The sequence below is a fragment of the Methylomarinum vadi genome (assembly GCF_000733935.1).
In the GTDB taxonomy this organism is placed as follows: Bacteria; Pseudomonadota; Gammaproteobacteria; order Methylococcales; family Methylomonadaceae; genus Methylomarinum; species Methylomarinum vadi.
Map to the genome: position 1 here is coordinate 1,782,501 of NZ_JPON01000001.1, position 22,326 is coordinate 1,804,826.

21 protein-coding genes (1 of these 21 cut by a window edge) are annotated in these 22,326 nt (G+C 51.1%); 9 read left to right on the forward strand and 12 right to left on the reverse strand.

The window, feature by feature from the left end:
* Positions 1-183: the 5' end (the start) of a tyrosine--tRNA ligase gene (gene tyrS / locus EP25_RS0109025; protein WP_036300398.1), read on the reverse strand. The gene continues 1,002 nt to the left of window position 1, outside the view; only the first 183 of its 1,185 coding nucleotides appear in the window; it begins with the start codon at positions 181-183; the stop codon falls past the left edge of the window.
* A 164-nt stretch (positions 184-347) separates the two neighbouring features.
* Here tyrS and EP25_RS0109030 point away from each other — a divergent pair, with 164 nt between their 5' ends.
* Positions 348-1,688, forward strand: coding sequence for an OapA family protein (locus EP25_RS0109030; protein ID WP_031433566.1), 1,341 nt, complete (start codon positions 348-350; stop codon positions 1,686-1,688).
* Positions 1,689-1,693: 5 nt separating this feature from the next.
* A complete protein-coding gene (locus EP25_RS0109035) occupies positions 1,694-2,818 on the forward strand; it encodes an anhydro-N-acetylmuramic acid kinase (protein WP_084190998.1) in 1,125 nt (374 codons plus the stop codon).
* Here EP25_RS0109035 and erpA read toward each other — a convergent pair.
* Positions 2,801-3,133: an iron-sulfur cluster insertion protein ErpA gene (gene erpA, locus EP25_RS0109040; RefSeq protein ID WP_031433568.1), complete on the reverse strand. Its 333-nt coding sequence runs from the start codon at positions 3,131-3,133 to the stop codon at positions 2,801-2,803. The two genes, EP25_RS0109035 and erpA, sit on opposite strands and share 18 nt — an antisense overlap.
* Positions 3,134-3,198: 65 nt before the next feature.
* Positions 3,199-4,230 (reverse strand): N-acetyl-gamma-glutamyl-phosphate reductase, encoded by a 1,032-nt coding sequence (gene argC, locus EP25_RS0109045; protein WP_031433569.1) that lies wholly within the window; start codon positions 4,228-4,230, stop codon positions 3,199-3,201.
* 81 nt (positions 4,231-4,311) lie between these two features.
* On the opposite strand from argC, the gene EP25_RS0109050 reads away from it, so the two are divergent.
* Together EP25_RS0109050 and EP25_RS0109055 are read left to right on the forward strand one after the other, a co-directional pair.
* Positions 4,312-5,289, forward strand: a complete 978-nt coding sequence (locus EP25_RS0109050; RefSeq protein WP_031433570.1) for an NAD(P)H-quinone oxidoreductase — start codon at positions 4,312-4,314, stop codon at positions 5,287-5,289.
* 2 nt (positions 5,290-5,291) lie between these two features.
* Positions 5,292-6,137, forward strand: coding sequence for a sulfurtransferase (locus EP25_RS0109055; protein WP_031433571.1), 846 nt, complete (start codon positions 5,292-5,294; stop codon positions 6,135-6,137).
* Between the two features lie 34 nt (positions 6,138-6,171).
* Here EP25_RS0109055 and trmL read toward each other — a convergent pair whose 3' ends face one another.
* The 3 genes from trmL to secA all read right to left on the reverse strand — a co-directional run bounded on the left by trmL (position 6,172) and on the right by secA (position 12,011).
* Complete coding sequence (gene trmL / locus EP25_RS0109060) at positions 6,172-6,645, reverse strand: tRNA (uridine(34)/cytosine(34)/5-carboxymethylaminomethyluridine(34)-2'-O)-methyltransferase TrmL (protein ID WP_031433572.1); 474 nt, start codon at positions 6,643-6,645, stop codon at positions 6,172-6,174.
* Positions 6,645-9,146, reverse strand: a complete 2,502-nt coding sequence (locus tag EP25_RS0109065; protein WP_031433573.1) for a glycogen/starch/alpha-glucan phosphorylase — start codon at positions 9,144-9,146, stop codon at positions 6,645-6,647. Before EP25_RS0109065 ends, trmL begins: the two co-directional genes overlap by 1 nt.
* A 120-nt stretch (positions 9,147-9,266) precedes the next feature.
* Entirely contained in the window at positions 9,267-12,011 is a 2,745-nt protein-coding gene (gene secA, locus EP25_RS0109070) for a preprotein translocase subunit SecA (protein WP_031433574.1), read from the reverse strand.
* Between the two features lie 341 nt (positions 12,012-12,352).
* Between secA and EP25_RS0109075 the strand changes: the two genes are divergently transcribed.
* The 4 genes from EP25_RS0109075 (at position 12,353) to EP25_RS0109090 (ending at position 15,604) form a co-directional block, all read left to right on the forward strand.
* On the forward strand, positions 12,353-12,595 hold the full coding sequence (locus EP25_RS0109075) for a HypC/HybG/HupF family hydrogenase formation chaperone (RefSeq protein WP_031433575.1): 243 nt from the start codon (positions 12,353-12,355) through the stop codon (positions 12,593-12,595).
* A complete protein-coding gene (gene hypD, locus EP25_RS0109080) occupies positions 12,592-13,683 on the forward strand; it encodes a hydrogenase formation protein HypD (RefSeq protein ID WP_031433576.1) in 1,092 nt (363 codons plus the stop codon). Before EP25_RS0109075 ends, hypD begins: the two co-directional genes overlap by 4 nt.
* Positions 13,676-14,722, forward strand: coding sequence for a hydrogenase expression/formation protein HypE (gene hypE, locus EP25_RS0109085; RefSeq protein WP_031433577.1), 1,047 nt, complete (start codon positions 13,676-13,678; stop codon positions 14,720-14,722). The genes hypD and hypE overlap by 8 nt, the downstream gene beginning before the upstream one ends.
* Positions 14,723-15,394: 672 nt before the next feature.
* A complete protein-coding gene (locus EP25_RS0109090) occupies positions 15,395-15,604 on the forward strand; it encodes a cold-shock protein (protein ID WP_031433578.1) in 210 nt (69 codons plus the stop codon).
* 121 nt (positions 15,605-15,725) lie between these two features.
* Here the strand turns inward: EP25_RS0109090 and rimO are convergent, their stop codons facing one another.
* The 4 genes from rimO to EP25_RS0109110 form a co-directional block, all read right to left on the reverse strand.
* The gene (gene rimO / locus EP25_RS0109095; protein ID WP_031433579.1) at positions 15,726-17,036 is read right to left on the reverse strand and encodes a 30S ribosomal protein S12 methylthiotransferase RimO; all 1,311 of its coding nucleotides are present in this window, start codon (positions 17,034-17,036) and stop codon (positions 15,726-15,728) included.
* Positions 17,037-17,172: 136 nt separating this feature from the next.
* Entirely contained in the window at positions 17,173-17,505 is a 333-nt protein-coding gene (locus tag EP25_RS0109100; protein WP_031433580.1) for a TusE/DsrC/DsvC family sulfur relay protein, read from the reverse strand.
* Positions 17,496-17,789, reverse strand: a complete 294-nt coding sequence (locus EP25_RS0109105) for a DsrH/TusB family sulfur relay protein (protein ID WP_031433581.1) — start codon at positions 17,787-17,789, stop codon at positions 17,496-17,498. The genes EP25_RS0109100 and EP25_RS0109105 overlap by 10 nt, the downstream gene beginning before the upstream one ends.
* Positions 17,789-18,109 (reverse strand): DMT family transporter, encoded by a 321-nt coding sequence (locus EP25_RS0109110; protein WP_031433582.1) that lies wholly within the window; start codon positions 18,107-18,109, stop codon positions 17,789-17,791. Before EP25_RS0109110 ends, EP25_RS0109105 begins: the two co-directional genes overlap by 1 nt.
* An 89-nt stretch (positions 18,110-18,198) precedes the next feature.
* On the opposite strand from EP25_RS0109110, the gene EP25_RS0109115 reads away from it, so the two are divergent.
* On the forward strand, positions 18,199-18,933 hold the full coding sequence (locus tag EP25_RS0109115; RefSeq protein WP_031433583.1) for a flagellar brake protein: 735 nt from the start codon (positions 18,199-18,201) through the stop codon (positions 18,931-18,933).
* Here EP25_RS0109115 and flgL read toward each other — a convergent pair.
* The gene (gene flgL, locus EP25_RS23870) at positions 18,930-20,573 is read right to left on the reverse strand and encodes a flagellar hook-associated protein FlgL (RefSeq protein ID WP_084190999.1); all 1,644 of its coding nucleotides are present in this window, start codon (positions 20,571-20,573) and stop codon (positions 18,930-18,932) included. The two genes, EP25_RS0109115 and flgL, sit on opposite strands and share 4 nt — an antisense overlap.
* Before the next feature lie 8 nt (positions 20,574-20,581).
* On the reverse strand, positions 20,582-22,294 hold the full coding sequence (flgK, locus tag EP25_RS0109130) for a flagellar hook-associated protein FlgK (RefSeq protein ID WP_031433584.1): 1,713 nt from the start codon (positions 22,292-22,294) through the stop codon (positions 20,582-20,584).
* Between the last annotated feature and the right edge of the window lie 32 nt (positions 22,295-22,326).

The window sequence follows — 22,326 nt, forward strand, 5'->3', positions numbered from 1 at the left end:
TTGATGACCTAAATCCTGAAATTGTTTTAATTTGTTGATCAGGACGGTATGCCCTAAATGCAAATCCGGCGCGGTAGGATCGAAACCCGCTTTGATTCTCAGCGGACGCCCCTCTTCAAGCTTTTTAAGAAATTCAGATTCAACTAAAATTTCATCCGCGCCCCGGCGGAGTTGCCCCAACATTTCTTGCTGCAATTTATTCCCCTAAATTTTTTAAAATTTGCCTATTATAATTGGATTAAGACGCTCTTAAGAACAAAATTCCTAATTACGCTATAATTTGTCATTAATTTATTAGTTTACATACAATATGTAACTTTCAATAAAAATCATTTGAGTGCAGTCCAGTGAAAAATAAACTCTTCAAATCATTGTTATTAGGCAGCAGCACGATAGTAGCGGCTGGGGCGTGCTACGCATTGATCTCACCTATCAGCAGCAGTAACGACAATGAATCGTCGACTGAAACCAGCATTCTTGCAACCAGCGCTAAGCCACAAATCAACAACCCGTTGATTTTAGACGATAGCGCCGCTTTGGAAAACACCCCCAAGGAAACGCTATCCGCATCCTCGCAAAACCTTAAAGAGATCAATCACACCGTCAAACGAGGAGAAAGCCTCTCCACCATTTTCTCCGCGCTGAATTTAAGCAAAACCGATTTGCACAAAATCATTCATGCCAACGAGATTGGAAAATTATTTGCATCCATCACTCCCGGCAAGGAAATTGTCGCCAAACTAGATAGCGACAATCAACTGCAACAGTTGATTTATCAAAAAGATTACATCGACACCTTGATTGCCAAACGCGACGGCGAAGACTTCGATGTAAAAAAAATCAGTAAAATCATCAGCAAGGAATCGGCCAGCGCCCAAGGCACCATCCATTCCTCACTATTTTGGGATGGCAAACAGGCCGGCTTATCGGATAAGTTGATCATGGAGATGGCTAATATTTTCGCCTGGGACATCGATTTTGCCCTGAATTTGCGCGAGGGCGACCAATTCACCGTGGTATATGAAAAGCTGTCCGTGGACGGTGAAGAAATCGATACCGGTAACATTATCGCCGCCGAATTCGTCAACCAAGGACACACTTATACCGCCGTTCGTTTTGAAGACAAACAGGGCAATGCCAACTATTACACACCGCAAGGCGACAGCATGCGCAAGGCGTTTTTACGCACACCGGTGGAATTTGCCCGCATCAGTTCGCACTTCAACCTAAAACGCAAACATCCCGTATTAAACCGCATCCGCGCTCACAAAGGCGTCGATTACGCGGCACGCACAGGAACCCCGGTTAAAACAACCGGCGACGGCAAGATCGTTTTTCGCGGCCGCAAAGGCGGCTACGGCAATGTCGTCATTGTTCAACACGGCCAAAAATACTCCACCCTCTACGCTCATTTAAACGGCTTTAAGCGAGGACAAAAAAGAGGTTCGCGGATCAAACAGGGGCAAATCATCGGCTATGTCGGCAAAACAGGCTTAGCCACAGGTCCTCATTTACATTATGAATTCCGCATCAATGGCGTACACCGCAACCCATTGACCGTCAAACTACCGCAAGCCAGTCCGATCAAGCCTTCGATGCTAGCGGAATTTAAAGCTCAAACCGCGCCTTTATTGGCCCAATTGGATAAAGCGAAAGCAAGCACCTTATTGGCACAGAACCAACAATAAACCGTGTGTCTGAACTTTATATCGGCTTAATGTCAGGGACCAGCCTCGATGGAATCGATGCTGGTCTCGTCGATTTTAGGGATAACAAATGCGAAATCATCGCTTTTCACTATTCCCCCTTTGACGAAACACTCAAACAACAATTGCGCCTTCTTAGTCAACCGGATACACCCGTATTCTTGACCGACCTAGGCGCCATGGACGCCCGGCTAGGCCGCCTGTTTGCCGAGGCGGTACACAATTTACTGGCAAACTCCCAAATTCCTGCCGATAGCATTGAAGCGATCGGCAGTCACGGCTTGACGATTTATCACGCGCCACAAGCAGAATTTCCTTTTTCCCTGCAAATAGGCGATCCCAATATCATCGCCCAATCCACCGGAATCACTACGGTGGCCGACTTCCGTCGACGCGATATTGCCGCCCACGGACAAGGCGCTCCGCTGGTTCCGGCATTCCATCACCACTTTTTCGGAAAACGACAAAAAAACATTTGTGTCGTCAATATCGGCGGCATCGCCAACATTACCGTCTTAAGCAATGAAACGGCAATAGGCTTCGATACCGGCCCGGGCAACACGCTGCTGGATTATTGGATCGGCAGAAACCGGGGAAAAAGCCACGATGAAGGTGGCGAATGGGCCCGACAGGGCAAACCGGTCGATGACTTGTTGGAGCAATTGAAAAAAGACCCTTACTTTCAACTAGCCCCTCCGAAAAGCACCGGCAAGGAATATTTTTCCGGCCTTTGGCTGGAAAAACATCTCGGCAATTACAGTGACGTCCCAAGCCAAGACATCCAGGCGACATTATGCCGATTAACGGCCGATACGATCACCGAGGCCATTAAAAAATACGCGCCGGCAACAGAAGAAACTTTGATTTGCGGCGGGGGCTGTCATAACCATTATTTATTGGAAATGATCGGGAGCAACCTGGATCACCCGGTTTCATCCACGGACGACTATGGCATAGACCCGGATCATGTTGAGGCGATCGCTTTCGCGTGGCTGGCCAGGCAAACCCTGCATAACCACCCCGGCAATCTACCGAAAGCAACGGGAGCCGAGGCTCCCGTGATTCTAGGGGGAATTTATCCCGGCGAACGCGGATTACGCCGAGAAAGATGAACCGCAACCGCAGGTCGTGGTTGCGTTGGGGTTTCGGATCACGAACTGGGCGCCGGACAAATCTTCCTTATAATCGATCTCCGCGCCCTGCAGGTATTGAATACTCATCGAATCGATCAGCACGGTCACGCCGCCGTTTTCGATTTTAGTATCGTCTTCATTGACTTCCTCGTCGAAGGTAAAACCGTATTGAAAACCGGAACAACCGCCACCGGAAATATAGACTCTCAATTTGAGATTATCGTTACCTTCTTCTGCGATCAAAGCGCCAACCTTTTCGGCCGCACTGTCTGTAAAAATAATTGGATCTGCCATAAAAACTTAAAAACAATTAACTAGGATGGGTAAAGTATGACCATACCCAGCATTTTAGTCAAGAATTACGGATAAAGCGCCACGATCTCCAAACCGGCCCGCTCATCAAGCCCGAACATCAGATTCATATTCTGCAGGGCCTGGCCCGCGGCGCCTTTGACCAAATTATCGATGACCGACAACACCACGATCGTGTTTCCCTGTTGAGGCCGATGAATGGCAATCTGGCAATTATTGCTGCCTTTCACATTGCGTGTATCCGGCTGAGCTCCCTGTGGCAACACATCGACAAAAGACTCTTCCGCATAACGCTGCTGATAAAGCGCCTGAACGTCACTCACATCGCCTATGATTCGTCCATATAAGGTCGCATGGATACCGCGAATCATCGGCAACAAATGCGGCACGAAGGTCAACCCGATGCTTTGCTCGGCAACCGTTTGCAAACCTTGCTTGATTTCGGGTAGATGCCGATGCCCGCTGACGGCATAAGCCTTGAAACTTTCACCGGTCTCGCTCATCAACGTGGAAACCTGGGCCTTACGCCCCGCTCCGCTGACACCGGATTTAACATCCGCTATCAGATTATCGAAATCGATCAAGCCGTGCTCGATCAATGGCAAGAACCCTAGCTGCACGGCGGTAGGATAACAACCCGGACAAGCCAGCAAGCGCGCCTGCTCGATTGCCGCACGATTGACTTCCGGCAGCCCGTATACGGCCTCGGCGATCAGATCGGGGCAAGCGTGCTCCATGCCATACCAATGTTGCCATTCCTGCGGGTCTTTAATGCGGAAATCCGCCGACAAATCGATGACTTTCACCCCCTGGGCCAGCAATTGCTCGGCCATCAGCATTGCCGTCCCATTGGGCGTAGCGAAAAACACTACGTCGCAATCGGCCAGACTATCGACTGCCGGTTCACTGAACACCACATCGCATAATCCCCTCAGGCTCGGATACATAGCATCGACGCGCATTCCGGCATCCGAACGCGAAGTAACCACCGCGACTTCCACATCGGGATGCAACACCAACAACCGCAACAACTCCACCCCTGTATAGCCGGTTCCACCGACAACTCCCACTCGAATCATGTTATGCCTTATCTCTCTTTTTCCATTTATCAACAAAATATAACTGCCTATATAATACAGATTTTTAGTTAATAATTAACCATGATCGCCATAGAAATCTCAGAACCGGGACCGGTGGACGTACTCAAGCCAAGCGAGCGACCCGTTCCGGATCCAGCCTCTCGGCAGGTTGTCATTCAAGTCGCCGCGGCAGGCGTCAATCGACCCGATGTAATGCAGCGCCGCGGCTTATATCCGCCTCCTGCCGGCGCTTCCGACATTCCCGGCCTGGAAGTAGCCGGCGTAATCAGGGCTATCGGCGACCGGGTCGAAGACCTGAAAATCGGCGATCGGGTCTGCGCCCTCGTTTCGGGGGGCGGCTATGCCGAATATTGCCTTGCCAGCGCAGACCTCTGCCTGCCGATCCCCGAGGGGTTCGATTTCGTGCAAGCTGCGGCGCTACCGGAGACCTTCTTTACCGTGTGGAACAATCTCTTCGACCGCGCACGCTTACAATGCGGAGAAACGTTGTTGGTCCATGGCGGTAGCGGCGGTATCGGCACGACAGCGATACAACTGGCCAAAGCCTTCGGCGCCAAAGTGATCGTTACGGCCGGCAACGCTGAAAAATGCCGTTTCTGCGAAAGACTCGGCGCGGATGCCGCCATTGATTACACCACTCAAGATTTTGTTGAAGAGATCGAAAAGTTAACCGCTGGAAACGGCGTCGAAGTGATTTTGGACATCATCGGTGGCGATTACTTCCCCCGCAACCTGAAAGCCTTGGCAAACGAAGGACGCTTGGTGCAAATCGCAATCCAAAATGGCGCCAAAAGCGAGATCAATTTATGGGCGGTCATGCAAAAACGCCTCACCATCACCGGCTCGACCTTGCGGGCTCGGGAAGACAGCTTCAAGGCCGGAATTGCCGAACGGCTACGGCAAAGAGTCTGGCCGCTGCTGGCAAATAAAACAATCGAACCGGTAATCGACAGCATCTTTCCCCTGGCCGAGGCGGCCGCCGCCCACGCCTTGATGGAAAGCAGCCAACACCTAGGAAAAATCATCTTAACGGTATAACCATGTCCTACAATACGATCATTTCGGCCGAACAACTGGCCAACCATCTCGACAATCCCGACTGGATCGTTTTCGATTGCCGCTTTTCTCTCGCCGATAGCGAAGCCGGTGGTAAAGCCTACCGCCTCGGCCATATAGCAAATGCCCGCTATGTCCATCTCGATAAGGATTTGTCCTCCGCGATCAGCGACTATAGCGGACGCCATCCGCTGCCGGACTTTTCCCTATTGGCGAAAAAACTTGGTCATTGGGGCGTTAAACATTCCTCCCAGGTTGTCGTTTACGACGACGCCGGCGGAGCATTTGCGGGGAGAATGTGGTGGCTGCTGCGCTGTATGGGTCACGACCGGGTCGCCTTACTCGATGGCGGCTTGCCGCAATGGCGACGCGAGGGCCACTCCTTAACGACTGCCCTGCCTAAAATACGTAAGACTCATTTCAGGGCCTATCTCGATAGCAAACAATGGTTGAGCGCAAGACAGGTGGAAGACGGTCTAGCCACTCGAAGCATTACCTTGATCGATGCCAGACCGCCGGAAAGGTTTCGCGGCGAACAGGAACCGATCGACCCCATTGCGGGCCATGTTCCCAAAGCCCTGAACCGCCCTTTCCAGCAAAATCTGAATAAACAAGGCTGCTTCCTGCCAGCCGACCGACTCAAGCAGCAGTTTCTCGAATTGCTGGCAAAACGCGATGACCGGCAGGTCGTCCACATGTGCGGCTCCGGAGTCACCGCCTGCCACAACCTTCTGGCCATGGAAATCGCCGGTTTGCCGGGTTCGAAGCTATACGCCGGCTCGTGGAGTGAATGGATACGGAATAAAAACCGGGGAATTGCCAAAGGCTGATGCGCTTTCATACGAAAGCGATCTTAGCCATACTTCATGATTTGAGCAATGCTCCAGCAAAAGACAGCTGCTTCCAGGCTTCGTACAACACAATCGCGACGGTATTGGACAAATTCAGGCTCCGGCTTTCCTGCTTCATCGGCAAATACAACTTTAATGCAGGGTCGTGCCGAGAGAGAAAGGAAATGGGAAGACCGCGGGTTTCCGGGCCAAATAACAACGCATCGCCGGGCTGAAAAGCCGCCTCGCTGTAGACCGTCGTGCCTTTGGTACTTAAGGCAAAAAGCCTGTTCGGCCTAGCTTTCTCGATATAGCCTTGCAAGGACGCATACTGCCTCACATTAACCCATTCGTGATAATCCAGACCGGCGCGGCGCAGTTTTTTGTCGTCAAGGTCAAACCCTAGCGGCTGTATCAAATGCAGGTGTGCGCCGGTGTTGGCGCACAATCTGATGATATTGCCGGTATTAGCCGGAATTTCCGGCTGATAGAGTACGATATCGAGCATTAAAAGTCGACTTGAACGGGATCCAGCTTCCAAATCTCCTTGTTATAATCGCTGATGGTGCGATCGGTGGAAAACTTGCCGCTACAGGCCGTATTGATAATACTCATGCGAGTCCAACGTTCCTTATCCCGGTAAGCTTCTTCGACCCGTCTTTGCGCATCGACATAACTGCGGAAATCGGCAATCGTCATCCACGGATCATTCGGGCTTTTCAACGAGCCGACGATATCGTCGAAAATGCCGGGTTCGAATTGGTTGAAGTGACCGCATTCCAATAACTTCATCACGCCCTGTAAATCCGGGTCCTGATCGATAATGGCCTGCGGATTGTAATGGTTGCGTTTTTCCTGGACTTCTTCCTCGGTCAAGCCGAACAAGAAGAAGTTATCGTCGCCGACTTCCTCCCTGATTTCGATGTTGGCGCCATCCAGCGTGCCAATGGTCAACGCGCCGTTCATCATGAACTTCATATTACCGGTACCGGACGCCTCTTTGCCGGCGGTGGAAATCTGCTCGGACAAATCCGCCCCCGGACAAATTTTTTCCATCGCCGAAACGCGATAATTCGGCAAAAAGACCAATTTCAGCTTATCGCCGACATCGGGGTCATGATTGATCACATTGGCGACATTATTGATCAATTTGATCACTTTCTTCGCCATCGCGTAACCCGGCGCCGCCTTGCCGCCGATCAAAACGCAACGATTGGTCCAATTAGCGATATCCCCCCGTTTGATCCGGTCATACAGATGGATGACATGCAACACGTTCAAGGTTTGCCGCTTATATTCGTGAATTCTCTTGACCTGTACATCGAACAAGGCATCGACACTCAGTTCGATGTCGTACTCCTCCTTCTTGTAATCGATCAAACGCTGTTTGCTGAATTGCTGCAATTCGTACCATTTCTTCCTGAATGCAGCATTGTCGGCATAAGGCTTTAATTTAGACAACTCGGACAAATCGGTAATCCAGCCATCGCCGATCGTTTCGGTAATCAATTTGGCCAATTCCGGATTACATGCAGCCAACCAACGTCTAGGCGTCACGCCATTGGTTTTGTTATTGAATTTTTCCGGCCAGAACTCATAAAAATCCCTGAACAATCCTTCCTGCAGCAGTTTTGAATGCAGTTCGGCAACACCATTGATCGAGAAACTGCCAACGATCGCGAGATAAGCCATACGCACCTGCTTGTCGTGCCCTTCCTCGATGATGGACATTCTGCGCATACGGTCGAAATCGCCGGGCCAATGGGCCGATACTTCGGCCATAAAATGGGCATTGATTTCGAAAATAATTTCCATCAAGCGCGGCAGCAAGCTCTGCATCAGACCGACCGACCATTTCTCCAGCGCTTCCGGCAGCAAGGTATGGTTGGTATAGGCCATCGTATTGCGGGTGATGTTCCAAGCGGCATGCCAATCCAAACCGTGAATATCCATCAACAAACGCATCAACTCCGCAACGGCGATGCTTGGATGGGTATCGTTCAATTGAAAGCAGTTTTTCTCGGCAAAGTGGGTAAAATCATTGCCGTGGCGTCCCACCCAATTGGCGATCACATCCTGCAAACTGGCCGATGCCAGTAAATATTGCTGCTGCAGCCTCAATGCCTTGCCATTTTCGTTGGCATCGTTCGGGTAAAGCACCATGGTGATGTTTTCCGCGGTGTTTTTCTCAGCGACCGATTCAGCGTAATCGCCGGCGTTAAATTCCTGCAGATTGAATTCTTCCGTCGCAGTTGCCTTCCACAGACGCAGAGTGTTTACGGTACCATTTTTATAACCGGGGATCGGGGTGTCATAAGGTACGGCTAACACATCGTTGGTATTGACCCAACAAACCCGTTTACGGCCGCGTTCGTCGATATGGGCTTCGGTGTGGCCGCCAAATTTGACCCGATGCGTATACTCGGGCCGCTCGATTTCCCACACATTGCCATTACGCAACCAATGATCCGGCTTCTCCACCTGCTCGCCGTTCTCAATGACTTGGCAAAACATTCCGTATTCATAGCGCAAACCATAGCCAGTGACGGGCAATTGCAAGGTCGCGCAACTGTCGATAAAACACGCCGCCAGGCGCCCCAGACCGCCATTGCCGAGACCGGCATCCGGTTCGGCATCGATCAGTTCTTCCAACTCCAGCCCTAAATCGTAAAGCGCCTCGCCGACGACATCGTTGACGCCTAGGTTCAGCATCGCATTGCTCAACGAGCGCCCCATCAAGTATTCCATCGACAGATAGAAGGCGGTTTTGCAGTTTTCATTGCGATAGGCGTTGTAAGTGTTTTTCCAACGCTCCACCAGCCTGTCGCTTATCGCCAACGACAAAGCTTCGTAGGCATAATGCGGTGAACGGCAATTTTCATCGCGCCCCAAGCGATGACTGTAGTAATGCTTGAAATCATCGATAAAATCTTTCTTCGACATCCCCAACTTGGGTAGTTTAGTGATATCGGACTTGGGGTTACTTTTCTGAAAGATACTTGTGGGCATAATCAATACCTGTCTGTGAGTTTTAATTCTGCAAATAGAAAAGCCGGATTGCTACAGAAAACTCTGATTATATCCGGCCTTTTCCGAAATGAAGACTGTATTTATTGCAGGACTAAGCCATTAATTCAGTCTGCCGTGGCAGTGCTTGAATTTTTTCCCCGAACCGCAAGGACAAGGTTCGTTTCGTCCCACTTTTTTGCCTTCCCTGACGAACGGTTGTTCGGACGTTTTTGGCTCTTCCTCGGCCTGCGCCTGCAGGACTTGCTCATTATCTTCTATCGGGCTGGCTTCCGCATGCTCATAATGCAGCTCCTGAGGCGCCTGGCGTTGTTCGTCAATGGCTTGCACATCCTCCTCCTGAGTGACTTGCACCTTGGCTAAAATGCCGACGACCTCGTATTTGATATGGTCCAGTAAGCTGGCAAACATCTCGAACGCTTCGCGCTTGTATTCCTGCTTGGGATCTTTTTGGGCATAGCCCCTCAAATGAATCCCTTGGCGTAATTGGTCCATCGCCGCCAAATGCTCTTTCCAGCTGTTGTCCAATACTTGGAGCATGACTGATTTTTCGAAATGCCTGAACACCTCGGGGGTGATCTTTTCTTCTTTTTCTTGACTGGCTTGTTCCATGCGGTCGACAATCAGTTGGCGCAGGTTCTCCTCATGCAGGGAATGATCCTGTTCCAACATCTCGCGCAACGCTATCTCTAAATTGAACTCCTGCTTCAAGTGGTCTTCCAAGCCTTGAATATCCCATTGTTCTTCCATCGTTTTAGGCGGGATATATTGGGTGATGACGTCATTGATGACATCGGCCCGGATAGCGGTGATCGTTTCGCTGATATCATCGGCGGCCATCAATTCATTACGACGAGCATAGATCACTTTCCGTTGATCGTTGGCGACATCATCATAAGCCAGAATTTCCTTACGAATATCGAAGTTACGGCCCTCTACCTTGCGCTGGGCATTTTCTATCGAGCGGGTTACCCAGGGATGCTCGATCGCTTCGCCCTCTTCCATGCCCAATTTCTGCATTAACCCGGCGACGCGTTCCGAAGCGAAGATCCGCATCAAATCATCTTCCAACGACAGATAAAAACGGGATGACCCCGGATCGCCCTGACGACCTGAACGACCGCGCAACTGGTTATCGATACGACGGGATTCGTGGCGCTCCGAACCAATCACATGCAACCCGCCACTCTCCAATACGCGCTCATGCCGATCTAGCCAAGCGCCACGCACCTTTTGTTTTTGCTCCTCGGCAGCCTCTTCCCCCAGGGCTTTGAGCTCCGCTTCCAAATTGCCGCCAAGCACGATATCGGTTCCCCGGCCGGCCATATTGGTGGCGATCGTTACGGCCCCGGGCATGCCGGCCTGCTCAATGATATGAGCTTCCCGTTCATGCTGTTTCGCGTTCAACACCTCATGCTTGATATTTTCCTTGTACAACAAGCTCGAGATCAGCTCGGATTTTTCGATCGAAGTCGTACCGACCAGTACCGGCTGACCGCGCTGCACGCAATCTTTGATATCGGCGATGATCGCATTATATTTTTCCCGTGCGCTCAGGAAAACCAGGTCACCCTTGTCTTCGCGAATCATCGGCCGGTGCGTCGGAATGACGACGACTTCCAGCCCATAAATTTTGTTCAGCTCGAAAGCCTCGGTATCCGCCGTTCCGGTCATGCCGGACAACTTCTCGTATAGGCGAAAATAATTTTGGAAGGTGATCGAAGCCAAAGTCTGGTTTTCATTCTGGATAGTCACTCCTTCCTTGGCTTCCACAGCCTGGTGCAGCCCTTCCGACCAGCGCCGGCCGGTCATCATGCGGCCGGTAAATTCGTCGACAATAATGATTTCGTTGTTATGCACCACATAGTCGACATCTTTTTGAAATAACACATGGGCCCGCAACGACGCATTCAGATAATGCATCAGGCGGATATTGGCCGCATCGTACAAACTGGCGCCGTCCACCATCAAGCCATGCTCGACCATCAAGTGCTCGACACGTTCGTGGCCGGCTTCGGTCAAATAAATTTGCCTGCTTTTCTCGTCGACATAATAATCGCCCGGCATGCGTTCCTGTTTTTCCGGGTCGTCGACTTTTTCCTGCTTGGTCAGATAAGGGATGATGGCATTGGTCTTGAGATAGATATCGGTGGCATCCTCGGTCGGCCCGGAAATAATCAATGGCGTGCGGGCCTCGTCGATCAGAATCGAGTCGACCTCGTCGACGATGGCGAAACTCAAGTCACGCTGCACCTTTTGGTCCAGATTAAAAGCCATGTTATCGCGCAAATAATCGAAACCGAATTCGTTATTGGTGCCATATGTGATATCGGCAGCATAAGCATCCTTTCGCTCCTGATGTCCCAACTCACTGACGATGACACCGGTAGTCAACCCCAAAAAATTGTACAGTTTGCCCATCCATTCGGCGTCGCGTCGAGCCAGGTAATCGTTCACCGTCACCACATGCACGCCGCGTCCTGGCAAAGCGTTGAGATAAGCGGCCAATGTCGCCATCAACGTCTTACCTTCACCGGTTTTCATCTCGGCGATCTTGCCGTCATTCAACACCATGCCGCCGATCAGCTGCACATCGAAATGGCGCATACCGAACACCCGGGTGGAAGCTTCCCTGACGGTGGCAAATGCTTCCGGAATCAAATGGTCCAGCTTCTCACCTTGCGCGAGGCGATCGCGAAACTCCTGTGTTTTTGCTTTCAACGCGTCATCGGACAACTTTTCGTATTCAGCGGCCAGCGCATTGACCTTTTTGACCAGCTTCCGCTTCTTCTTTACCAGCCTGTCATTACGGCTGCCAACAACATATTTAACCAGCTTACCCAGCATGTTTATTTCCGGTGAGAATTACTAAAAAAATCGATTCAAAATCTGTAGATTATATACTGTATCCATGCTGAGTGACTAGCCGAAAGCCGTCCTCGTCCAACTCCAAGCGACACTTTCCCCGCACAAAAACTCAAGGAACCTCTTATTATTCAACCGCATGGGATACCTCGGCATAACCCTATGCCTAACTACAATATAAACCGGCTCTTTTCCTTTAAACAACGCGCAACAAAAAAATAAAAAAAGGGTGGCATTCAGGTAAGCTCACATGAAAAAATAGCGGTTACCACCTTGGCCGAATCACGGCTAATGCCTGTTAACTTTCATAACCTAACAAGCCTATGTGTTTAGCGGTTCCCGGCAAAATAATCAGCATCTCCGATGAAGACCCCCTGTCGCGCACGGGAATCATTGATTTCTCCGGCATTTCCCGACAAATCAACCTTGCCTATCTGCCGGAAGCAGAAGTCGACGATTATGTCATCGTCCATGCCGGTTTCGCCATCGCCGTGATCGACGAAGAAGAAGCCCGGGCCAGCCTGCAAGCCTTCCAGGAATTGGACGAACTCGGGGCACCGCAGTGAAATTCGTCGATGAATACCGCGACCCGCGCACCGCGCGCAAACTGGTCGACGCCATTCGCGCCGCCACTCGCCGCCCCTGGAACATCATGGAAGTGTGCGGAGGGCAGACGCACAGCATTATCAAACATGGCCTGGACCAACTATTACCGGAATCGATCAACCTCATCCATGGACCCGGTTGCCCGGTATGCGTGACGCCATTGAAATACATCGACAAGGCGCTGGCCATCGCCGCCCAGGACAACGTCATTTTTTGCTCCTTCGGCGACATGCTGCGGGTGCCGGGGTCGCATCAGGACCTATTGAGCCTCAAGGCCCAAGGCGCCGATATCCGCATCGTTTATTCGCCGCTCGACGCTCTCAAACTGGCGCAACAAAATCCCGATCGGGACGTTGTTTTTTTCGGTGTCGGTTTTGAAACGACCGCCCCCACCACGGCAATGGCCGCCTATCAGGCACGCCAGTTAAAATTAGCGAATTTTTCTTTATTGATTTGCCACGTCCGCGTCCCCCCGGTAATGGAAGTCCTCTTGAGCTCGACCGACAACACCGTTCAAGGTTTTCTCGGCGCCGGCCATGTTTGCTCAATCATGGGCTTCCATGAATACTTGCCTTTAGCGAAAAAATTCCGGATACCAATTGTCATCACCGGTTTCGAACCGGTCGATATACTGCAAGGCCTGTATCTCTGCATCAAGCAACTGGAAGAAAACCGCCATGAGGTGGAAAACCAGTATCAACGCATTGTCACGCAGGCGGGCAACCAGCCGGCTCAACAATTGCTGCAACAGGTTTTCGATGTCGTCGACCAAAACTGGCGGGGATTAGGCATCATTCCCCGTAGCGGGCTGACCTTGAAAGCCGATTACGCGGCCTGGAATGCCGAACAGCGCTTTCCCGTCGGCGCCATAGAAACTATCGAACCCAGCGCCTGCCGTAGCGGCGAAGTGTTACAAGGCCTGCTGAAACCGGAAGCTTGCCCCGAATTCGGCAAAAACTGCACTCCCGAACATCCATTGGGCGCCACCATGGTCTCATCCGAAGGCGCCTGCGCCGCCTATTACCGCTATCGCAGCCATAATGACTGAGTTTCAACTGAATTGCCCCTTGCCACTGCAATACGACCAAATCGTCATGGCCCATGGCGGCGGCGGCCGCATGATGCAGCAATTGCTGGACTCGATCATTCGACCGGCTTTCTCCAACGATATTCTGGAACAACAGCATGACAGCGCGGTCCTCCCGCCTGCTGCCGGCCGCCTTGCATTCACCACCGACTCTTATGTCATCAAGCCGTTGTTTTTCAAAGGCGGCGACATCGGCAAATTAGCCGTTTGCGGCACCGTCAACGACCTGTCCATGAGCGGCGCCCGGCCACTTTATATCAGTTGCTCGTTCATTATCGAAGAAGGTTTCGCCATTGAAGATCTGCGACGCATTGCGCAATCGATGCGCGACACCGCCCAACAGGCTGGCGTCGATATCGTTACCGGCGACACCAAGGTTGTCGAACATGGCAAAGGCGATGGACTGTATATCAATACCGCCGGCATCGGCATCATCGAGCACGCGCAAACGATCAATCCCGGCAATATCCAAATTGGCGACGCCATTATCGTCAACAGCGACCTGGGACGCCATGGCATCGCCATCATGCTGCAGCGCGAAGGTTTGGATTTTAACAGCCCAATCGAGAGCGATTGCGCCAGCCTTACAGCCCCTATTCAAGACCTATTGGCCTCGGGCTTCGACATCCATTGCCTGCGCGACCTGACTCGCGGCGGCTTGAGCAGTTGCTTGATCGAACTGGCCGGCTCTGCCGGCAAACAGTTCAACATCATGGAAAATAACTTACCGGTCCGTGACGAAGTCCGGAGTGCGTGCGACCTCTTGGGCTTCGACCCTCTCTACATCGCCAATGAAGGCTGTTTCGTATTATTCGTCCCGCAGGCGCAAGCGAAAGCGGCAATCGAAACGTTACAAGCCCACCCTAACAGCCGGCAAGCGCTACAAATCGGTACGGTAACGGATTTCCATTCTCAAGGGCGAGTAACCCTGCAAACCGCATTAGGAATCGATCGCGTTCTGGAATTGATTAGCGGCGAACAACTGCCGAGGATCTGCTAGCGGCGCCCTAAGTCTCCTCGCTTTATAGCCCTTATTCACGTACTCTCATGCTAATCCATGCCTTGCGGCTCGCTTGGAAAGTTATTACAAGTGGCTTCAACGCCGCCTTCCTGCTTCGGGGTTTACTTAATTTACCTTGCGCAAGGGTGCGAAACAGCGCAATCAAGGAGCGGCAATTGCGCCCGTTACGCAAAAAACGGTAAAAAAATCGCGCGTTAAAACTTACCGACACGACGACAGCCCAACATAACAATTCATTGAAAATATTAATTTTTTTTCAATCATTACAAATAGATGACAGTAATTTACACAAAAAATTACGCACTTAACAGATAGAATCTTTCTATTCTATGTGACACGGCCGTCTAGCTATGTATAATGACTAACAAATATTGCTTGGTAAGAAATTGTTGCCTCAAAAGTCTTCAATCGGATCAACGTCATAGTTTTCCACTACCCGCATTATTAAACCCTGAGTTCGTAACAACATTTCGGTATAGGTTTACAGACTTCGGCCTACAGAATCGAACAAACGTTATCCTGATAAAAATTCGTTAAGCCCCATAATCTGTAAATATCCCCGCATCAAGTCACGTACTCGGAAAAACCCAACCCCCAACCGCTTGTGAAAACAGGCACTTTATTTAGCAAGAAAATAGCAAGAGAAATATTATGTCAGATCTAGTAGAAGGCACCGTAAAATGGTTTAACGATGAGAAAGGTTTCGGCTTTATCGAGCGGGAAGGCTCTAAGGATGTTTTTGTCCATTTCAGCGCCATTAATGGCAGCGGACGTAAGACCCTGAGCGAAGGACAACGCGTTACGATGGAAGTGAGCATGGGACAAAAAGGACCACAAGCAGAAAACGTCACCCCTCTATAACCCCCATCAAAACCAGACTGTGCCAGCGTGTGCTAGCGCCTGGATCGCAGTAATAGGTTTTAGATTCAAGAAAGGACAGTCAATCGAATACGATTGACTGTCCCTCGCCATAGACTATTTTCTAACGCAACTTACCCCATAAATCGTATTCGTCGGCTTCTTCGATTTCGACAGCAACGAAATCCCCAACCGACAAATGCGTGGCGCCGTCAATAAACACTTGCCCGTCAATTTCCGGCGCGTCGGCTTTGCTCCGCGCAACCGCCCCCTCCTCGACTACTTCATCGACCAACACCGTTTCGATTTTTCCGATCCGTTGCTGCAATCTTGCCGCGCTGATTTCCGCTTGGTGCGCCATGAACCGGGCCAACCGTTCCTGCCTGACTTCATCGGGAACCGCATCGGGCAGGGCATTCGCCGCTGCGCCCTTGACCGGAGAATAGGCAAAACAACCGACTCTATCCAGCTGCGCTTCGCTTAAAAACTGCAGCAATTCTTCGAATTCCTGCTCGGTCTCCCCCGGGAATCCGACAATAAACGTACTCCTCAACGTAATATCGGGACAAACTCGGCGCCAGGCCCGAATTCTTTCCAGATTATTTTCCGCGGCCGCCGGCCGTTTCATTAACTTGAGGATGCGGCTGTTGGCATGCTGAAACGGAATATCCAGATAAGGCAGAATTTTGCCCTCCGCCATTAGAGGAATGACCTCGTCGACATGGGGATAAGGGTAGACATAATGCATTCTGACCCAAATACCCAACTCACCCAGCGCATCGGCCAAATCATAAAATTGCGTTTTAACCTGTCGCCCCCTCCATTCACGGCTCTGATATTTAAGATCCAAACCGTAGGCACTGGTATCCTGCGACACCACAAGCAGCTCCTTGACACCAGCTTCCGCCAAACGTTCGGCTTCCCGCAAGATATCATCCACCGGCCGACTGACCAAATCTCCGCGCATGGAAGGAATAATGCAAAACGTGCAGCGATGATTACAACCTTCCGAGATTTTCAAATAGGCGTAATGCTTGGGCGTTAATTTAATCCCTTGCGGCGGGATCAGACTGGTGAACGGATGATGGGCCGGCGGCAAATGTTCATGAACGGCATCGACCACTTCATCGGTAGCATGAGCGCCGGTGATTTTCAACACCTGCGGATGGCGCGCCAGAATTTCGTCCTGCCTGGCCCCCAAGCATCCCGTTACGATCACCTTCCCGTTTTCCGCCAGCGCCTCTCCGATGCTATCCAGCGACTCCTCGACCGCAGCATCGATGAAGCCGCACGTATTGACGATCACCAGATCCGACTCTTGATAACTGGGCGAAACCTGATAGCCTTCCATGCGCAATCGGGTCAAAATCTGTTCACTGTCGACCAAGGCCTTCGGACAACCGAGGCTGATAAATCCGACGCGGGGATTACTCATAAATACATCTCAAATAAGTAAAAACCGCTTATTTTACCTCAAGCGGCAACCTGCACATTAATTAAACAGACTTCACGGCTAAATTCGCACCGAGGGCGGCGCTCCTAAGGAACAAATATACTCCAACTCCAACCACTCACAAACAGGTAGGCGGTTTAGGCAAACCGGCGCATTTACAAGCGAATTTGAGGGGGCCTTCCGGAAACAACTTATGCAGATAGCGGCTATTGCCTTTATCCTCGCCTAATTCGTTTCGGATTGCCTTGGTGAAAACACGGGCGTTAGGCAAATGCTTGAAGCGTTGATAATAATCGCGAATAAAAAATAGAATTTCCCAATGCGCGTCGCTGATTTCGATGTCATTTCGTTGCGCGATGGCTTGGGCCACCTTCTCGTTCCACTGCCGCCAATCGCATAAAAAACCTTCTTCGGTCGTTTCCAGTTCGACACCGTCGACCATCAATACCATGTTTTGCTCACCTTGTTGGCCACCGACAATTCGACCAATCCTTGGTAATCGATTATTCCTATTCCTTCTATCAACTGCTCCGGCTTGATACCATTAACTTCCATATCGTCTTGCAAAACATACAATCGGCAATTGTTTTCCAGTAAACGCTGGAGCCGTTCTTGCAAAACATGTCCTGCCATGACGTTCCATATGGCGCGCTGTTGAAAAACCACGGCGTCGCCGGCATCGATGCGTGCCAAGACGGCACTCTCGATCGGCGCCTGTACGATCAAATGCAGCATTATTCTACATGCGTCAGTTTTAAACCGACGATACCGATAATGATCATCATGATGGAGGCCAAGCGCACCAATTCGGCGGATTCCTTGAATAAAATAATGCCCAGGATCGCGACACCGACCGCGCCCATTCCGGTCCAAACCGCATAAGCGGTGCCGACAGGCAGCGTTTTCAGCGATAACATCAGCAGATAGAAACTCGCGCCACCGGAAATCATGGTGACGATACTGGGCCATAAGCGCGTAAAGCCCTCGTTATATTTAAGACTCAAGGCAAATATAATTTCCGAACAACCGGCAATGAACAATAATAACCACCCCATCGATTAACAACCTTTTTAAATCATGCAACAAAAAGGTAAATATTTTACAATACCGGGCTGGTCTGCATGTAATATATTTGCTTATCTCTATGGATACCGATTCCGCTTTTTTCGTCAACAATCCGAAGCGCATACATAGCTATCTGAGCCATTTATTGAAAAAGAAATGCCTGCTTTCGGCGCATTTTGGCGACAACAACGATTCCTTCATTACCACGATTGTCGATATCGATCCGAAAAAAAATTTGCTGATCCTAGATTACGGCCCCAAGGAATACTTGAACAAACTATTGCTGAAATCCGAGCACAAGGAATTTCGCACGGAATTAGACGGCATCAAGGTGGCTTTCAGCGCCGATAAAATCGCCAAGACCCGCATTGATGGCCATGCCGTATTTACCATGCCCATTCCCGATGCCATATTTTGGATGCAGCGAAGAAAATTCTATCGCCTCAAGGTTCCCCTCGCTCATAACAGTTATTGCGCAATCGGGTTCACTAATGAAGAAGACAATAGCGAAAAAATCATCCGCTTCAAACTCATGGATATCAGCATTTCCGGTTTCGCCATCATCAACGAACAGCTGAAGCTGTCCAAGGATCTAATCCCCACCGCGGAATTCGAAAATTGTACATTACATTTGCACGACGGCGAGGAAGAAAATGTTTCCTTCGTCATCAAAAACAAATTCAACCTGAATCCGGACAAACCCGACAAAGGGCAACGCATCGGCTGTGAATTTACCGAGATAACGCCGCTATTCGAGTCGCACATCCAGCGCTACATGCAGAATATCGAGCGGGAACTGAGAACAGTTCTTTAAATGTAATTGAACAAGGACAGATTCTGTACCCGGGAAAAAGCCTGCTGGGCCGCTTGCAGTGCGGTATTTTCCAGGTTGAAACGACTGATCGCCTCGGCGTAATCCAGATCTCGGATTTCCGACAATGTGGATTTCATGTCCAGGGTGAACTTGTCGTTCTGGTTTTCCTGATCATCCAGCGCATTGAGCCGGGCCCCGACGCTGGTTCTCGCTTTCAACAGGTTTTCGAGGCCTGTATCCAGATCGCTCAACACATCGTTTAGGGTAACATCGTAGACGCGGCTGGTTTGCCCATCGCTGAAACCGGCATCTTCCAGGAATGTCCCGCTGATGTCATTGATCGTTACCGAGGCTGGAGAGCCGTCGCTGGCCGCGATAAATGACAAAGGATTGGCATCAGGGTCTATGATTATTTGTCCATCCATTGGTGGTGCATTTAGCTGAGTCTGAATATCGATAACCAAATCGTTCAAATTGTTATATGAACCACCCAACGTAATTTCCATCGCAGTTCCGTCGCCAGCCACTAGTTCGAAGGATGATGGAGAACCAACATAACTCGCAGGGAACCCGAACTCGCCAGCTCCTCCGGTGATCACGCCTCCCAGGTCGGCCCCCGTTCCGGTAGTGCCATTGTCGAATCCAAAATCCGTTAAAAAACTGCCGCTATCTTCGGATATAGAAATAGTGTAGGCCTGCCCCCCTTCCGTCGAAACAAATTCCAGCTGATTGCCGTTGGCGATCGCCTGCATGCCCGAACCATCCAACTGCTTATTGATAGCGGCCGCCACCTCATCGAGGTTCTGATAGATGCCGGTATCGGCTGGATCATTCGGCAAGGTTACGGTCACGCTGCTGGAAGTGCCATTTACAGCGTCGGTAACGGTCAAATCAAATGAGGTACTGTTCACCGAGTAATCCACGCCGTAACGGGCAAAACGGCTGCCGACGATCGAAGCACGGGGTATGTCGTATTCTCCGGCCAAAGCCTCCGACAAGGTCTGCAAGGTATCCATGATGCTGCGCTGCTCCAGCGGCTCGCCTTTGAATTCCGCCTCGCCTTCCTGGCTCACCGACGAAACCAATTTGAACACGTCCGAACCGAGATCGCCGTCGGCCACCCGCCGTTCCGGCGCGATATCCAGCGTGCGCTGGTTGACACCGCCTTGATAAACATAGGCGTTGGCAGCGCCGTTCCAGGCAAAGGCGGGAACATTGGATAAATCGCCGGAAAAAATATACTCGCCGTTGGCATTCTTGGTATTGGCGACACCGACCATGTTTTCGAGCAGTTGGTCTATTTCGTATTTGATCGATAATCGGTCGTTTTCGCTGAGCGGCGCATTCAACGCCTGAATCGTCAGCTCCTTGGCTCGGAACAAGATATTTTCGGCGCTTTCCAGGCTGCCTTCCTCGATGTTCAAGCGCGCCCGCGCCGTGGCGATATTGTTCTGGTATTGCGCGGTCTTGTCGATACTTTCCTGCAAGTCCAGTGTTCTGACCGACGCGATCGGATCGTCGGCCGGCGTCAACACCCGCAATCCCGTAGATAATTGCATTTGCGTTTTGTTCAGCTTGGCCTGCTGCGCCAGCATCGAATCGACGCCTAATTGTTGACTCCACGTCGTTGAAATTCTCATACCTCCTCCTACCTCAAGCCGTTCAGGAGCGAATCGAACAAGGTATTGCTTATCGCGACCACTTGCGCCGCGGCCTGATAGGACTGTTGAAACTTGATCAAATTAGCTGCTTCCTCGTCCAGATTAACGCCGGACACCTTGCTCCAGGATTCCTTGGCGTTATTCAGCAAGGTCTCCTGCGCGGACGAGCTGATGCGCGCCTCATTGGCCTGCATGCCGACCTCCGACACCATCTGTTCGTAAGCATCCTGGAATGTCGCCGTGCCCCCCAACATCCCTAATTGGTTCTCCAATCCGGCCAACGCCAGCGCATTGCGATTGTCGCCGGGCATCGGACCGTTAATCACCGAGGCCCCATCCGCGTCGATATTGGTCGCCGCGGCGATATCGCGCGGATCGGTGATACCGACCGCGATGTTCTTGGCGGCAAAATACGCTGGCCGGATCAGGAATGAATCACCATCCGCCAGACTGCCATCGGTTGCGATCGTAATACCTGGCAACACGTCAGAGCCGGATGCGGTTAAATTACCGGAACCATCGATAGTTAAATTAATCGAGGTATTATCGCTCAGCCGGGTCAGGGTATACGTTGGCCCGGCGCCACTCACATCGAGCCGATAATCGCTGGCGGCAATATTTTTAAAACCGGCCGGATCGGGATCGTAACTTACCGAGATCGAACCGGTATTACCCGTGGCAATGACCGGTACGGGTTTATTGGCAATACCGGCAAAAAAATCCAATCCTTCGTTACCATCGAGATCATAACCGCCACTATGAACAGCATTGAACTCCATCGCCATACTGGCGGCGATCGCTCCCAGTTGTTGCTGCGACGGGTCCAACACTTCGTCGCGAAAACGTAAAATCCCCGATAATTCGCCGCCGCTTAATTGCCGGGTGATGACCTGAGTAGTGCTATCTGGCTGCTTCAGAGCAATCTCCAAATGCTCGGGATCCAAGTCGGACTGCTGGGTAGCCAATTGATTATAGGTGCCGTCCAATACCAGCGACTGGCCCTTGCCGATGAAAACACTGACCATATTGCTCTTTGTAGGAACCACGGAAACATCGACTAACTTGCCCAATTTCACCAGCAGGCGATCGCGTTCGTCCATCAGATCGTTAGGTACCTGGTCTCCGGCGGGCCGGCCGTATTCCGCCGCGATCCTGACGTTCAGATCGGCGATCGCCGACGCATAGGAGTTGATGTTGTCGACCACGCCATTCAAGTCCTGATTAACCTCCTCGCGCACTTGCCCGAAACGACCGTTCATCGTCGCGAAGCGCTGAGTTAAAATCTCGGCTTCCGACAGCAGGACTTGCCGGGCCGGAATCGAAGATGGGTCATCGGCCACTTCGTTGACGGCATTAAAGAAATTTTTGATGGCCGGCGACATGCCGGTGGTCGGATCGGCCAACAGATTATCGATCTGTTCGGTCAATTGCCGATAACGATCGGCTTCGCCGTAAGCCGATGTGCTGGAACGCAGTTGATTGTTGATGAACTGGTCGTAAACGCGGGCGATGTTTTCGATCTTGACGCCGTTACCGACATAACCGGCACCGGTATATTGCGCCGGCATCGTGCCCAGTTCGACCCGCTGGCGGCTATAGCCTTCGGTATTGACATTGGCGATATTATGACTGGTGGTATCGAGCGAACGCTGAAAGGCCTTCAGCCCCGTCAATGCGGTTCCTAATATTCCCGTTGTCATGTTGTTACCATCGATATAAAAAGTTCATCGTT